Origin of the sequence: Roseateles oligotrophus (genome assembly GCF_025717515.1) — a bacterium.
Taxonomy (GTDB): domain Bacteria; phylum Pseudomonadota; class Gammaproteobacteria; order Burkholderiales; family Burkholderiaceae_C; genus Paucibacter_A; species Paucibacter_A oligotrophus.
Window position 1 is genome coordinate 642028 of the sequence record NZ_JAJIRN010000001.1, and the last position, 14173, is coordinate 656200.

11 protein-coding genes are annotated in these 14173 nt (G+C 64.4%); 8 read left to right on the top strand and 3 right to left on the bottom strand.

The genetic code is table 11. The features are described 5' to 3' along the window. The first annotated feature begins 49 nt into the window (after positions 1-49). The 4 genes from ubiU to LNV07_RS02985 all read left to right on the top strand — a co-directional run bounded on the left by ubiU (position 50) and on the right by LNV07_RS02985 (position 3784). Complete coding sequence (ubiU, locus tag LNV07_RS02970; RefSeq protein ID WP_263569663.1) at positions 50-1099, top strand: ubiquinone anaerobic biosynthesis protein UbiU; 1050 nt, start codon at positions 50-52, stop codon at positions 1097-1099. A gap of 17 nt (positions 1100-1116) precedes the next feature. Then, entirely contained in the window at positions 1117-2040 is a 924-nt protein-coding gene (locus tag LNV07_RS02975) for a U32 family peptidase (RefSeq protein WP_263569664.1), read from the top strand. Positions 2041-2056: 16 nt separating this feature from the next. Next, positions 2057-2524 (top strand): ubiquinone anaerobic biosynthesis accessory factor UbiT, encoded by a 468-nt coding sequence (gene ubiT, locus LNV07_RS02980; RefSeq protein WP_318013667.1) that lies wholly within the window; start codon positions 2057-2059, stop codon positions 2522-2524. 627 nt (positions 2525-3151) lie between these two features. Then, the gene (locus LNV07_RS02985; protein ID WP_263569665.1) at positions 3152-3784 is read left to right on the top strand and encodes a PEP-CTERM sorting domain-containing protein; all 633 of its coding nucleotides are present in this window, start codon (positions 3152-3154) and stop codon (positions 3782-3784) included. A 99-nt stretch (positions 3785-3883) separates the two neighbouring features. Here the strand turns inward: LNV07_RS02985 and LNV07_RS02990 are convergent, their stop codons facing one another. Beyond that, positions 3884-7453: an indolepyruvate ferredoxin oxidoreductase family protein gene (locus LNV07_RS02990; protein ID WP_263569666.1), complete on the bottom strand. Its 3570-nt coding sequence runs from the start codon at positions 7451-7453 to the stop codon at positions 3884-3886. A gap of 195 nt (positions 7454-7648) precedes the next feature. Here LNV07_RS02990 and LNV07_RS02995 point away from each other — a divergent pair, with 195 nt between their 5' ends. The 4 genes from LNV07_RS02995 to arsA all read left to right on the top strand — a co-directional run bounded on the left by LNV07_RS02995 (position 7649) and on the right by arsA (position 12717). Next, positions 7649-8236: an Lrp/AsnC family transcriptional regulator gene (locus LNV07_RS02995; protein ID WP_397545516.1), complete on the top strand. Its 588-nt coding sequence runs from the start codon at positions 7649-7651 to the stop codon at positions 8234-8236. An 84-nt stretch (positions 8237-8320) separates the two neighbouring features. Further along, positions 8321-9904 (top strand): S41 family peptidase, encoded by a 1584-nt coding sequence (locus LNV07_RS03000; RefSeq protein ID WP_263569667.1) that lies wholly within the window; start codon positions 8321-8323, stop codon positions 9902-9904. 77 nt (positions 9905-9981) lie between these two features. After that, positions 9982-10881: an EamA family transporter gene (locus tag LNV07_RS03005; RefSeq protein ID WP_263569668.1), complete on the top strand. Its 900-nt coding sequence runs from the start codon at positions 9982-9984 to the stop codon at positions 10879-10881. A gap of 63 nt (positions 10882-10944) precedes the next feature. Continuing rightward, the gene (gene arsA, locus LNV07_RS03010) at positions 10945-12717 is read left to right on the top strand and encodes an arsenical pump-driving ATPase (RefSeq protein ID WP_318013668.1); all 1773 of its coding nucleotides are present in this window, start codon (positions 10945-10947) and stop codon (positions 12715-12717) included. On the opposite strand, the gene LNV07_RS03015 is transcribed toward arsA, so the two are convergent. Together LNV07_RS03015 and LNV07_RS03020 are read right to left on the bottom strand one after the other, a co-directional pair. Continuing rightward, positions 12714-13223, bottom strand: coding sequence for a tail fiber domain-containing protein (locus LNV07_RS03015; protein ID WP_263569669.1), 510 nt, complete (start codon positions 13221-13223; stop codon positions 12714-12716). The genes arsA and LNV07_RS03015 overlap by 4 nt on opposite strands. Positions 13224-13232: 9 nt before the next feature. Beyond that, on the bottom strand, positions 13233-14063 hold the full coding sequence (locus LNV07_RS03020) for a PEP-CTERM sorting domain-containing protein (protein WP_263569670.1): 831 nt from the start codon (positions 14061-14063) through the stop codon (positions 13233-13235). Positions 14064-14173: the final 110 nt, after the last annotated feature.

A 14173-nucleotide genomic window follows, 5' to 3' on the forward strand; every position in this document is an offset into this window, starting at 1 on the left:
CGCCCCAGTTCAACAAGATGATCCGGCCCCGCTGCCGGGATTGGCCGATATGTCGAATTCATATGCACGCAAGCCCCATCTGGTGTGCCCGGCCGGCTCACTGCGCGCGCTGCAGCTGGCCGTCAATGCCGGCGCCGATGCGGTCTATATGGGCTTGAAGGATGCGACCAATGCGCGCAACTTCGCCGGCCTGAATTTTGACTTGGAGCAGGCGCAAGAGGGCGTCGCGCACGCGCATGCCAAGGGCGCGCAGGTGCTGATGGCGCTGAACACCTTTGCCCGTGCCGATGAGCCCGAGCGCTGGTACCGGGCCGTCGACACCGCCGCTGAAATGGGCGCCGATGCCTTGATCTGCGCCGACACGGCGGTGATGGCCTATGCCTGCCGCGCGCATCCGCAGATGCGTTTGCACCTCAGCGTGCAGGCCTCGGCCACCAGCTACGAGGCGATCGAGTTCTACCGCGAGCACTACGGCATTCAGCGGGCGGTGTTGCCGCGCGTGTTGATGCTCTCTCATATTGGCCATGTGCTGCGCAATAGCAAGGTGGAAATCGAGGTGTTCGGCTTCGGCAGCCTGTGCGTGATGGTGGAGGGGCGCTGTGCCTTGTCGTCCTATGTGACCGGGCAATCACCGAACAATGCCGGCGTTTGCTCGCCGCCTTCCGCCGTGCGCTGGATCGACAAGGCCGATGGTGTGCAGGCGCGCCTCGGTGAGGTGTTGATCGATCAATTCGGCCCCGCTGAGCCGCGCGGTTATCCGACCCTGTGCAAGGGTCGCTTCAGCGTCGGCGGCCGGCGCGACTATGCGCTGGAAGATCCGTCAAGCCTCAACAGCATGGCCTTGCTGCCGGAGCTGATGGCGATGGGCATCGCGGCGATCAAGATCGAGGGGCGGCAGCGCAGCGCCGCCTATGTCGAGCAGGTCACCGGCGTCTGGCGTCAGGCCATCGATGCCTGCTATCTAGCGGGGCCGGCGGGCAGTACCGGTATTGACGGGGGCTCACGTTTCAGCGTGCAGCCGGCTTGGGCCGCCACGCTGGCCGAACATGCCGAGGGCCAGCAGGTCACGCTCGGCGCCTATAGCCGCCCATGGCGTTGAATGGATTGAATACAGTGATGCAAACAGAACGTATCAAACTGAGCGTAGGCCCCTTGCTCTATCTGTGGCCACGCAACACGGTCACGCAGTTCTATGCCGATCTGGCCGACGGCCCGGCCGACACCGTGGTGCTGGGCGAGGTGGTGTGCGCGCGCCGACGCGAGCTGAAGCTGGACGATTGGCTGGGTCTGGCGCGCGAGCTGAGTCAGGCCGGCAAGGAGGTGGTGTTGGCGGCGCAGGCGCTGATCGAGTCGGAGTCCGATCTGCGCTTGCTGCGCCGTCAAGCCGAGCAGCATGAGTTTCTGCTCGAGGCCGGCGACGCCTCGGCGCTGCGCCTGCTGCAGGGCAAGCCCTTTGTGCTGGGGCCGCACATCAATATCTACAGCCGCCCGGCGCTGGAGCAGCATGCCTTGCTGGGCGCGCTGCGCTGGGTGCCGCCGCTGGAGCTGGACCTGGCGGCGCTGGCTCGCATCAACCCGGCGGAGGCGCCGGTTCGCAATCCGATGGGCGAGGCGCTTGAGACCGAGCTGTTCGCCTTTGGCCGCATGCCGCTGGCATTTTCGGCGCGCTGCTTCACCGCCCGCCACCATCATCTGAGCAAGGACGAATGCCAGTTCCGCTGCCTGGATGACCCCGACGGCCTGCTGGTGCGCTCGACCGAGGGGCAGGACTTTCTGGTGCTGAACGGCATCCAGACCCAGTCCGCGGGCCTGCATTGCGTGCTGGCACAGGCACAGCAGCTGCGCGCTGCCGGCCTGCGGCGCCTGCGCCTATCGCCTTGTTCAAGCGGCTTTACCGAGGTGGTAACGCAGTACGAGCAGGTGTTCAACCAGGGCCTGGCCGGCGAGGCGGGTCTGCAATCACTGCGCGAGTTGCCGCTGCCGGGCGCCCTGGTCAATGGCTATGCGCTGAAGCAGGCCGGTATGGCCTGGCAGGATTGAAAAAAGAGGCAACATGATGACGACAGCCCATACTCAGCAAGGCCGGGGCCAGCAGTCCGGCTTTAGCTTGCCGCCTTTGCCCGGACCTCTGCGCGGCTTGGTCAGGCGTCTGCCCTGGCAGCCGCCCAGCCTGCTGCTGGCGCTGAGCTTGCAGCGGCTGATGTGGCCGAAGCTGCGCGAATCGCAGCGCCGCGAGCTGGCCGGGGCGGTTGTCGCCATCGAGGTCGAAGACCTCGGCCTGCAATGCCGCGTCTGGTTGGTCGAAGGCAAGGGCTTTGCGGTGGCGCCGGCGGGCCAAACGCCGCGTGTGCGGGTACGGGCCAGCAGCAGCGGCTATCTGCGTTTGCTGAAAGGCCAGGAGGACCCCGACCGCCTGTTCTTCGAGCGTGCGCTGGTGCTGGAGGGTGACACCGAATATGGGCTGCTCTTGAAGAACACGCTTGACGCCTTGGGGCCGATTCTTCAATGGCCAAGAGCTGGTTGAGTTTTGCTTGATTCGAGCGAGCGAACTTGTTTCGCGTGCTGGGAGAGAACCAAGCAAAAAGATGGTGCCGAATGTTTTACTGCGAGCGTGACGACGCGGTCGATGTCTGGCGGGTCTTGCATGGGCTGCGGGATCTCACGGCTTGGATGGCGCGGCCCTGAGTTTTGATCCTCTTCATCCAGGCTCGAAGGAATCTTCTAGCCTGTCCAGTCGCCACACATCGACCTTGGCTTTGTTAAATTCCCAGATGCTTCATGGGCGTCAAACCAATGAGCCTGGATGGAGGGAAAAAAGAGGATTCAGACGGCGCTCGTGCATGTCGAAATTCTTTACACCCCCCCCCCCGATTTTTGGCCGTCACTGACGTACCCAACGCTGGCGAATCGACTGCCTCCTCTGGAATGGGGGGGCGAGTATTCGTGATTTTTCTCACATAAATTCGCAGCTAAAGTCTTGGATAAAGCAATCCCTAGCTTTTTGTCAGCCTGCCGGCAGGCGCCAGGCTCGCTGGCAAGCTGTTGCTTCCATGCAGTGGCATGTGATTTGCTCCACCTGTCTGCGCCCCAATTGTTGGCCCCACCGCCAAGGCTGACTTGGCGGCCATATTTTTCAAATAGAGTAAAAATCATGAAAAAGTTTCCTCTGGTGACGGCCATTGCGGCGCTCGGTATGGTCGCTGCCGGCTTGGTTCAAGCCGGCCCGATCCACGTTGGCGTCATGAACGGCGGCGGGTTTGGTGGTGCATATGGCTCGCCAAACACTGCAACCTCAACCCAGGCCTTCGTCAACAGCGGCTTGCAGGTTCAGGCCGGCGACATCGTTCAAGTCATGGCCACGGGCTCGATCTGCTTGAGCGGTTCTTGTGCTGGCAACGGCGCTGACGGCCAGACCCTTTTGGGCTATGGTTTCGGCACAGCCCATTACACCGGCCTGAACAATCTGTTCGGCGCCTTGGTCGGCAGCATCGTCGGCGACGACAGCGGCAGCTTCGAGGCCTATGACAGGCTCGATGTCTCAAACGGCATCGCCGAGAGTTCGCTGTTCGCCTTAGGCAGCAACATGCAATTCACCGCAGCGAGCAGCGGCCGCCTTTATCTGGGTGTCTCCGACTCGGCCTTCTGGGACAACGGCGGCCCTGGCTTCGACGTGACGCTGAATCGCATTCCGGCGAACAACAACAATGTGCCTGAGCCTTCGTCCTGGGCCTTGGCGGGCTTGGCGCTGTTGGGTGCTTTCGCGGGTCGACGCCGCTGCGTTTGAGGCGTGAGGCGACGCAGCCAGTGAGGCGCTAAACCATCACCCCAAAGAAAACCCGCAGGGCTTGCGCGCTGCGGGTTTTTCTATTCAGACGGGCTCAGTTCAAGCAGCGGCCTTCCACTGCGCCATCAGTCCATCCCACTTGGCGCGCGCGGCATGCACATGGCGTTCCTTGACATGGCCGTAACCGCGAATCTCCTCGGGGATGCGCGCGATCTCGGTGGCTAGCGCCAGGCGCTCGGGTGTCAAGCCCTTGGCCAGGATCGCCTCGATGCTGGCGCGGTACTCGCCAATCAAGGCGCGTTCTTGTCTGCGCTCGGCCGTGTAGCCGAAGATGTCGAACGCACCGCCGCGCAGGCCCTTGAACTTGGCCAGCAGACCAAAGGCAGGCCTAATCCAGCCGCCCATCTGCTGCTTGATCAGCTCGCCCTTGGCGTTCTTCTTGGCCAAGAGCGGCGGCGCCAAATGGTGGACCAGCTTGTAGTCGCCTTCGAACTGCAAGGCCACCTGGGCCAGGAACTTGGGGTCGGTGTGCAGACGCGCGACTTCGTACTCGTCCTTGTAGGCCATCAGCTTGAACAGATAACGGGCCACCGCCTCGGTCAGTTTGTGGCTCGGGCCGCCCAGCTTGTCTTCGGCCGCGCGCACCTTGTCGACGAAGGCTTTGTAGCTCTCGGCATAGGCCGGGTCCTGGTAGTCGACCAGGAAGTCGATGCGCTTGGAGAACATCTCGTCCAGGCCGGGGCGCTTGACGATATTGATCACCTGGCGCGCCTCGAACAGCGCCCGCACGGCGGCCAGATCCTGCGCGCAGCGACGGCCCCATTCAAACGCGATCTTGTTGTTCTCGATCTGCACATTGTTCAGCTCGATCGCCCGCATCAGCGCCGCAAAGCTCAAGGGCACACGGCCCTGCTGCCAGGCGTAACCCAGCATCAGCGGGTTGGTGTAGAGCGAGTCGCCGACCAGTTTGACGGCCACTTCCTCGGCGTCAAACATGCCGATCCCGGCGGCGCCTACGGCCGCAGCCACGGCGCTCTCGCAGGCAGCCCCTGGGAATGACCAGTTAGCGTCATTGACCAAGGCGGCGGTCGGCGAGCCATGGGTGTTCAGCGCGACATAGGTGCGGCCTTCGCGCATCACCGCCAGCGTGGCCTTGTTGGCCGCCACGATGGAGTCGCAGGCAATCACCAGATCGGCCTCGGCGGTGCCGACCTTGGTGCAGTGGATCGCGGCTTCGCTATTGGCAATCTGGATATGGCTCCAGGTGCTGCCGCCCTTTTGCGCCAAACCGGCCGCGTCTTGCGTGATCACGCCCTTGCCCTCTAAGTGGGCGGCCATGCCGAGCAACTGGCCGATGGTGATGACGCCGGTACCGCCAACGCCGGCGACGACGATGCCCCAGGCTTTCTCGGGGTTAGGGATCAGCGGCATCGGCAGCACGCCCAATGACGCATCGAACGGGCTCAGGCGCTTGTCCTTCTTGGGTTTCTTCAGTTGCCCGCCTTCGACGGTGACGAAGCTCGGGCAGAAGCCCTTGACGCAGGAATAGTCCTTGTTGCAGCTGTTCTGGTTGATCTGGCGCTTGCGGCCAAAGTCGGTGTCCAGCGGCTCGATGCTCAAGCAGTTGGATTGAATGCTGCAATCGCCGCAGCCTTCGCAGACGAGGTCGTTGATGACGACGCGCTTGGCCGGGTCGACCAACTTGCCCCGCTTGCGGCGGCGGCGCTTTTCGGTCGCGCAGGTTTGGTCATAGATGATGGCCGAGGTGCCGACGATCTCGCGGAACTCGCGCTGTATCGCATCCAGCTCATCGCGGTGATGCACGGTCACGCCGGGCAGCAGCGCCACGCCGTCGTACTTCGCGGGCTCATCCGTCACGATGCAGAGTTTGGCTACGCCTTCCGAGATCACGCTCTGCATGATTTGCAAGACGCTGTGACCTTCGGCGCGCTCGCCCACTTGCTGGCCGCCGGTCATCGCGACCGCATCGTTGTAGAGGATCTTGTAGGTGATGTTGACGCCGGCAGCAATGCTCTGGCGGATCGCCAGGATGCCGCTGTGGAAGTAGGTGCCATCGCCGAGATTGGAGAAGATGTGCTTCTCGTCGGTGAAGGCCGACTGCCCCACCCATGGCACGCCTTCGCCGCCCATTTGGGTGAAGGTGGCGGTGTTGCGGCCGGGCATCCAGGTGACCATATAGTGGCAGCCGATGCCGCCCACCGCGCGCGAACCTTCGGGTACGCGGGTCGAGGTGTTGTGCGGGCAGCCGCTGCAGAACCAGGGCGTGCGGTCGGCGCCGGCGGCGGTTTTTTCCTCGGCCTTCAGCGCATTCTCTTTGGCGTCGATGATGGCGACGCGGGCGTCCAAACGCGCCACCACATCGGCGTCTACGCCGAGCTTTTTGAGGCGCTTGGCGATGGCGCGGGCGATGATGGCCGGAGTCAGGTCGGCCTGCGGGCGCAAGAGCCAGTTCTTGCTCGGGCTGGCCATGCCCCATTCGCCGCCCAGGGCACCAGAATCGGCGTCGTCATCGAACTTGCCCAGCACATGCGGGCGCACATCGGGGCGCCAGTTGTAGAGCTGTTCCTTGATCTGATACTCGATGACCTGGCGCTTTTCTTCCACCACCAGGATCTCTTGCAGGCCGTCGGCAAAGTCGCGCGTGATCGTTGCCTCTAATGGCCAAACCACATTGACCTTGTGGACGCGGATACCGAGGCGGCGGCAGGTGTCGTCGTCCAGGCCCAGGTCGTGCAGCGCCTGACGGGTGTCGTTATAGGCCTTGCCGGAGGCGATCAGGCCGAAGCGATCCTGCTGGGTAGCGATCACGTTGTAGTTGAGCTTGTTGGCGCGCACATAGGCCAGAGCGGCGTACCACTTGTGATCCATCATGCGGGCTTCTTGCTCCAGCGGCGCGTCGGGCCAGCGGATATGCAGGCCACCGGCCGGCATCGGGAAGTCCTCCGGCATGATGATCTTGACGCGGTCCGGGTCAACGCTGACCGAGGCGGCCGATTCGACGATTTCTTGAATCGTCTTCATGCCCGACCACAGGCCCGAGAAGCGGCTCATCGCAAACGCATGCAAGCCCATGTCCAGGATGTCCTGCACGCTGGTCGGGAAGAAGACCGGGAAGCCTGCGGCCTTGAACACATGGTCGCTCTGGTGCGCGGCGGTGGAACTCTTGGCGATATGGTCATCGGCGGCGATCGCGATCACGCCGCCATGCTTGGAGGTGCCGGCCATATTGGCATGCTTGAAGACGTCGATGCTGCGGTCCACGCCCGGGCCCTTGCCGTACCAGATGCCGAACACGCCGTCGAACTTGGCCTTCTCGGGGAACAGGTCCAACTGCTGTGTGCCCCAGACGGCGGTGGCGCCGAGTTCCTCGTTGACGCCGGGCTGGAACACGATGTGCTGCTTGGCCAGATGCTTCTTGGCCGCCTGCAGCGCCTGGTCATAGCCGCCCAGCGGCGAGCCCCGGTAGCCGGATACAAAGCCGGCGGTGTTGAGGCCGGCCATCGCGTCGCGCGTGCGCTGCAGCATCGGCAGGCGTACCAGGGCCTGCACCCCGCTCATGAACGCGCGACCCGAGTCGAGCGCGTATTTGTCGTCCAGCGTGACTTTTTCTAGCGCGCGCAGGATGTGATCGGGCAAGGGTGCATTCATGGTGTGGTCGCTTGTCTCTTGGTTTGGGGCAGGGCCGACGCAGGCCGCTTGTGGCGGCTTCGCCCCCTTCGGGTATTGGCAGTATTACCGGGTAGGGCAGTGTAGGGAAAGCGCGGCGTCAGGTGCTTGCTTTTTGCTGTTGCATTTTGGTGTCTTGCGCAATAATCATGCTGAATATGTTGAATGGAGTGCAGATTGGCATCTCAAAAGCCTGGCTCGGGGCAAGTTAGCCTAAAAGGTCTCGCTAAAACCAATGCAAGCGTTGCGCCGCCGGGCGGGGTCAGTGAGGCCGAAGTGCTGGGCGGCGACACGCTGGATCGTTATCACATCGCCATCCTGGCCGAGTTGCAGCGCGATGCACGGCTGTCGAACGCCGAGTTGTCGGCCCGCATTGGCCTGTCCACTGCGCCGACCTGGCGGCGCGTGCGCTGGCTGGAGGAGCAGGGCTTCATCACCGGCTACCGGGCCGAGATCGACCGGCGCAAGATCGGCCTCGGCGTGTTGGCCTTTGTGCGCCTGGACGCCGACCGCAACACCGGCGCCTCGACCAAGCCGCTGGAAGATGCCATCAGGCAGCTGCCCGAGGTGATCTCCTGCCACTACATCTCGGGCGCCGGCACTTTCGAGCTGCAGGTCCTGGCGACCGACCTCGATGCCTTCAGCCGCTTTACCATCGATATTTTGTTAAATCTGCCTAACGTCAAGGATGTACACACCAGCTTTTCGCTCGGCGAGGTGAAGGCCAGCGGCGGCGTGCCGCTGGCGCATCTGCAGCAGCCCTGACGGACTCAGTGACCGGCATCGGCCTACCGTACATTCCCGAGCTTGCCCGCCTCAGCCTTTTATCCCCACCAAGCCATGCCAAAAATGACAGCAAGCCCAAGTTTCTCGACCCTTCTTCGCGCCCTGATCCTGGCCGGCTTGGCGCTGTCGCTGGCCGGGCAGGCCGGCGCGGTCGAAGCGGCCAAGCCCAGCCTGCCCAAAGACGGCGCCGCCTGGCAGCGCGCCGCGATTCAGGACATCAATGCCGCCTACCGCATCACGCTGGACAACCACCCGGGCACGCATGACGCCGCCAATCCGGGCTTCCAGAAAAACCTCGAGCAGGCTCGCCGGCAAGGTTTGGCGCTGGCCGCCAAGGTCGGCAATAGTGCCGGCTATGTCGCGGCCATGCAGCGCTTCAATGTCGGCATCCACGACGGCCATGCCGGCGTCTTCACGACGCTGGATGAGAAGAGCGTGGCGCCGCCCGAGCGCTGGCCCGGTTTTGTGAGCGTCTGGCGCGGCGACGCGCTTTATGTCTACGCCGCGCAGCCGGGCGGACCGGCCGTGGGTGCGCGGGTGCTGTCTTGTGATGGCAGCGCGATCAAGGATCTGATCACCCGCAATGTGTTTGCCTTCAGCGGGCGCATCGACGAGGCCGGCCATTGGTGGGTCAGGGCCAGGCGGGTCTTTGTGGACGAGGGCAACCCCTTCATCCGCTTGCCCAAGCGCTGCCGGTTCGACAGCGGCCCCGGCAGCAAGCCCTTTGCCCGGACGCTGGTCTGGCAAGCCGCCAATGAACAAAGCCGCCAGTGGATCAAGGAGAGCTACAACGGCGACGCGCTGGCGGTCGGTTTGACCCAGCCGAGGCCGGGTTTGTTCTGGGTCGCGATGCCGAGCTTCGATCCCGACGAAGCCCAGCGAGCGGCCTATCTGACGCTCAACAAGCAGGTCGGCGAGCAGCGCCAAGGCTTTCTCGATGCCGAGGCGGTGGTGATCGATCTGCGCCACAACCAGGGCGGCTCGTCCACCTGGAGTCGGGACTTTGCCGGCGCGCTATGGGGCGCAGAGCGGGTCGATCGTCGCATGACGGCCTACCAAGGTGATTTGGCGATTTGGTGGCGGGCGTCCAAAGACAACACCGCCTATCTGGGCGAACTTGCTGAGCGCTTGAGCAAAGAGGGTCAGGTGGAAACGGCCGCCTGGGTCAAGACCATCGGTACCGGCATGCAGGCGGCCTTGGCGCGTGGCGACAAGTTCTTCATCGAAGCCAGCGAGAGCGAGGTGGCCAGCCAGCCGGCGAGCTCGGCCGCCTCTGCGGCGCAGATTGCTTCGGACCCGGCGGCCGACCTGCCCTCTGACCCGCCCGCCTTCACCAAGCCGGTTTATGTGATCGTGCCGGGGCAATGTGCCAGCGCCTGCCTTGACGCGCTGGATGTCTTCACGCGCTTTCCCAATACCCGCTTGATCGGCGCACCCAGTTCCGCCGACTCGACCTATATGGAGGTGCGCACCCAGGCGCTGGCTTCGGGCTTGGCCACGGTGATCATCCCCAACAAGGTCTATGTCAAACGACCGCGCGCCAACGGCCAAGGCTATCTGCCCGCGATTTACCTGAAAGAGCCGGTCTGGTCGACGGCCAATTTCTTGAAGGCGGTGGACGCGGATCTGGCCGCGCAAGGACGGTAGTTGGCGTGGCGGGCAGAGGCGCGCCGGCCAATTAAGCACCTGCCGCTACCATCGGCGACAGCCAATCAGGAGCCAGCATGAGTCAGGGCGCACGTCTTCCGTTCAAACATTTCCTGCTCGCCTTGGCCGTGGTGGCGATCTGGGGCAGTAACTTCGTCGTCATACGGATGGGGCTGGACGCTTTGCCGCCGCTGTTGTTCGCGACGCTGCGCTTTTCCTTTGCGGTCTTGCCGGCGATTTTCTTTCTGAAGAAGCCCGATCTGCCCTGGCGCAATCTCATGAGCTATGGGCTTTTGATCGGTGTTGGCCAGTTCGGCCTGCTGTTCCTGGCCATGCGCGGCAATATCTCGCCCGGCCTGGCCTCCTTGGTGATTCAGACGCAGGTCTTTTTCACCTTGATGCTGTCGATGCGGCTGAACAAGGAAGGGGTGCAGGGCTATCAATGGTTAGCGTTGTTGCTGGCGGCCAGCGGCATTGCGCTGATTGCCAGCCACACCGACGGCAGCGCCACGCCGCTGGGCTTGGTGATGATCCTCGCCGCCGCCTTCAGCTGGGCCTGCGCGAATATGGTCGGCAAGCAGGCCGGCCGGGTCAATATGCTGGCCTATATGGTCTGGACCAGCGTCTTTGCCGTGCCGCCCTTGCTGGCGCTGTCCTTGCTCGTTGAGGGGCCCTCGGCGATGGCGGCCGGCCTGGCCCGCGCCGACGCGACGACCTGGGCCGCGGTGCTCTGGCAGGCCGTCGGCAATACCTTGTTTGGCTACGCCGCCTGGGGCTGGCTCTTGGCTCGCCATGCGCCGGCCACCGTCGTGCCGATGGCCTTGTTGGTGCCGGTGTTCGGCATGAGCACGGCCGCGCTGGTGCTGGGCGAGAGCCTGCCGCCCTGGAAGCTGATCGCAGCGGCTCTGGTGCTCAGCGGGCTGGCGCTCAACCTGCTGTGGCCGCTGCGGCCTTGGCGGGTCCGCGCCGGACATTGATCTGGAACAGCTGACGCTCAATGCCTGGGGCTTGGCCGGCGGACTGGAGATTAGGATGAGCCGATGAACTCCTCATATCCCATCTTGCTGCTCAAACAGCCGCCCCGCTATCTGTTCTTTACCGGCAAGGGCGGTGTGGGCAAGACCTCTTGCTCCACCGCGGTGGCGCTGGCCCTGGCGGACCGCGGGCTGCGGGTGCTGCTGGTCAGCACCGACGCGGCGTCCAATCTCGACGAGATGCTGGGCGTGCCGCTGCGCAATCAGCCGGTCGCGGTGCCCGGCGCTTTGGGCCTGTCGGTCTTGAATATCGACCCGAATCAGGCTGCCGAGGATTACCGCTTGCGGGTCCTGGCTCAGCTGGCCGTTGACGTTAGCGAGACCGACCGCGGCAAGGTACGCGAGCAGTTGTCGGGCGCCTGCACGACCGAAATCGCCGCCTTCGATGAGTTCGCAACGCTGCTGTCCGAGCCGCCGGCGGACTTTGATCACATCATTTTTGACACCGCCCCGACCGGCCATACGCTGCGCTTGCTGAGCCTGCCCAAGGCCTGGAGCGGCTTTCTGGCCGACAACGACCGCGGTGCATCCTGCCTGGGCCCGCATTCGGGGCTGAAGATGCAGGAGCAGCGTTTTCAAGCGGCCTTGGCCGCCCTGACCGACCCGGCCTTGACCGAGGTGGTGCTGGTGACGCGGGCCGAGGTGGCCGCCTTGGCCGAGGCCGGCCGAACGTCGGCGGAGTTGCGCGAACTGGGCTTGAATCGCCAGCGCTTGCTGGTCAACGGCGTCTTCAAGGCCAGCGACTTGAGCGACCTGGTCGCGCTGGCGCTGGAGGCGCAAGGTGAGGCGGCGCTCGCGGCGATGCCGGCCGCCTTGCTCGATCTGCCTCGCGATCAAGTGCCGCTGCGCGCTTTTGACACCGTCGGTTTGCCGGCGCTGCGTCGCTTGTTGCGTGATTCGCCCGCTGGAGACGCGGCAGCGGCCGCTGTGTCGCGGCCCACTCAACTCGACGCCGCCGGCCTGGGCGCGCTTTGCGACGACTTGGCCGCCGCCGGCCATGGCCTGGTCATGGTGATGGGCAAGGGCGGGGTGGGCAAGACCACGATCGCGGCGGCGCTGGCCATCGGCCTGGTGCAGCGCGGCCATGCGGTTCACCTGACCACCACCGACCCGGCCGCCCATGTGCTGCCGACCGTGCAAGGCGACTTGGTCGGCCTGCGCATCGATTGCATAGACCCCAAGCGCGAAACCGAGCTGTACATCGCCAAGATCATGGCGGCGCGCGGGCGCCTGCTGGACGACGCCGGCCGGGCGCTGATGCTGGAGGATTTGCAGTCGCCCTGCACCGAGGAGGTGGCGGTGTTCCATGCGTTCTCGCGCGTGGTCAGCGAGGCGCGCAGCGCCTTTGTCGTGATGGATACGGCGCCGACCGGCCATTCGTTGCTGCTGATGGATGCCACCGGCGCCTACCACCGGCAGATGATGCGCGAGTTCGAGGGCCGCAATGCGGCGGGCCGGGTGTTGACGCCCTTGATGCGTCTGCAAGACCCGCAGCACACCCGCATCATCATCGCCACCTTGGCCGAGCAGACGCCGGTGTCGCAGGCGGCGGCCTTGCAAGATGACCTCAAGCGTGCCGGTATCACGCCTTATGCCTGGGTCATCAACCGCAGCCTGCTGGCGGCCGGCGCGCGCGATACGCTGCTGCAGGCCCGGCTGGTCGGTGAGCAGCGCCAGGTGCAGCGCATTCGGTCCGGCTTGGCCGAGCGGGTCTATGTCTTGCCGTGGTCGGCCACCCCGCCGGTCGGCGTGGCGGCCTTGGGGTCGCTGACGGCCTAGCGCCGCTGGGCCGTCACCCATTGCTCCAGCGTCAGCAGCTCAAGCCCGAGCCGGCGGTAGTCCACCATCAGATAGCCGTCCTCGGTTTCGGCCACGGCCTCAGGCACCAGGCCCGCGACCTCTTGCGCCATCACGCCGACATAGACGGTGTCGCTCCACGCATAGCGGTAGGCGTAGAGGCCCAGGCCACTGGGCGAGCTCTCAAGCTGGGTGATGTCCGTTTTGAGTCGCGCGTCAGAGAAGAAATACCAGGGCGCCTTGACGGGTTGGTCGGCGCCGCCCTTGGTGTTGAGTCGGGTCTGGCAACGTGATTTGTTGCGCGAGCTCCCTGTTGCCTCGCAAGCCTTCTTTGCGGCAGCCAGCCGAGCTATGAGGGGCTTCTGGGCCGAGCTGTAGCTTGTCGTGCCGGGCGCGGCGCTGGTTGCGGATTGCGCGCCGCAGCTCAAGGCGCTGGTCAGCAAGCACAGTGCGATGCCGCAGCGCCGCAGGGTTAGAGACTTGATCATGATGATTTCTTAGGTGGAGGATGTTGAGACGGCTTGGCGGCGCAGCGCCCGCACGCCGATGGCCAGCAGGCCCAAGCCCATCAAGGCCCAAGTGCCTGGCTCAGGCACGGCGGTGATGTTGTAGGTGACGTCGTAGGAAACCGGTGCGCCGCCGGCGTAGGGGCCGGTGGAGAGGTAGGTGGAGGTGAAGCGCAGTTGGTGCTGGCCGGCCGACAAGCCTTCCAAGGCAAAGGTATAGCCCAAGGTAACAGCCGGAAAAATGCCGGGAGGGTAGCCCCAGATGGTACTGATAATGCCGTTGGCCGGCAGGCTCAGCGGGAACAGCGGGCCGGACTGCAAAAACGAGTCCAGCGAGTTGACACCATTGGGTAGCAGGGCCGGCGCGTCGTCAACCGTGACCGTTAGATTGCTGACATCGCCCAACGCCCAAGCCGCGTGTGTGCGCATATCCGCCTCGGTGTTGACCGCAGCATCGGCCCAGAACAGGACGGAAACCGGGCTGAACACCAGCGTCTGGTCGGTGCGCACCGTCACGTTGCGCACGACGGGTGCCTGCGAGAACGTGGAGGCGAGAAAGAAGTAGCTGCCCTGGTCGCCCTGCGCGGTATGTGCGCCGGTCATGTCCAATATGGGGTTGGTCGCCTCCGGGATGGAAAACTCCCACTGCATCATTTGAGCCGACAGAAAGCTCTGGCTATAGCCGCCCACCATGGCGTTGGGGTCAATCAGCTGCTGTGCTTGCAATGGCGCGGCTGAGATGGCGAGCAGGGCGGCTGCGGCGAGCGGGGCCAACTGCCGCGCAATGGCTGCGGTGGCGTGACGGGTCAGGTTTGTTGACATGGCGTATCTCCCAGGGGTTGACGATGAACGGCAGGCTGCAAGCCCACCCAGTGCACGGCCTCGGTTTGCCGTGCCGCCAATGTCCTACTTGGCGGGCGCGCCGTCCTTAA

What these genes read in the sequence shown, in the direction of transcription:
- arsA (WP_318013668.1), top strand. Translation starts at nt 10,945, where the DNA reads ATGAACTCCTCATATCCCATCTTGCTGCTCAAACAGCCGCCCCGCTAT.
- ubiT (WP_318013667.1), top strand. Translation starts at nt 2,057, where the DNA reads ATGACGACAGCCCATACTCAGCAAGGCCGGGGCCAGCAGTCCGGCTTT.
- LNV07_RS03005 (WP_263569668.1), top strand. Translation starts at nt 9,982, where the DNA reads ATGAGTCAGGGCGCACGTCTTCCGTTCAAACATTTCCTGCTCGCCTTG.
- LNV07_RS02985 (WP_263569665.1), top strand. Translation starts at nt 3,152, where the DNA reads ATGAAAAAGTTTCCTCTGGTGACGGCCATTGCGGCGCTCGGTATGGTC.
- ubiU (WP_263569663.1), top strand. Translation starts at nt 50, where the DNA reads ATGTCGAATTCATATGCACGCAAGCCCCATCTGGTGTGCCCGGCCGGC.
- LNV07_RS02975 (WP_263569664.1), top strand. Translation starts at nt 1,117, where the DNA reads ATGCAAACAGAACGTATCAAACTGAGCGTAGGCCCCTTGCTCTATCTG.
- LNV07_RS03020 (WP_263569670.1), bottom strand. Translation starts at nt 14,063, where the DNA reads ATGTCAACAAACCTGACCCGTCACGCCACCGCAGCCATTGCGCGGCAG.
- LNV07_RS02990 (WP_263569666.1), bottom strand. Translation starts at nt 7,453, where the DNA reads ATGAATGCACCCTTGCCCGATCACATCCTGCGCGCGCTAGAAAAAGTC.
- LNV07_RS03000 (WP_263569667.1), top strand. Translation starts at nt 8,321, where the DNA reads ATGACAGCAAGCCCAAGTTTCTCGACCCTTCTTCGCGCCCTGATCCTG.
- LNV07_RS03015 (WP_263569669.1), bottom strand. Translation starts at nt 13,223, where the DNA reads ATGATCAAGTCTCTAACCCTGCGGCGCTGCGGCATCGCACTGTGCTTG.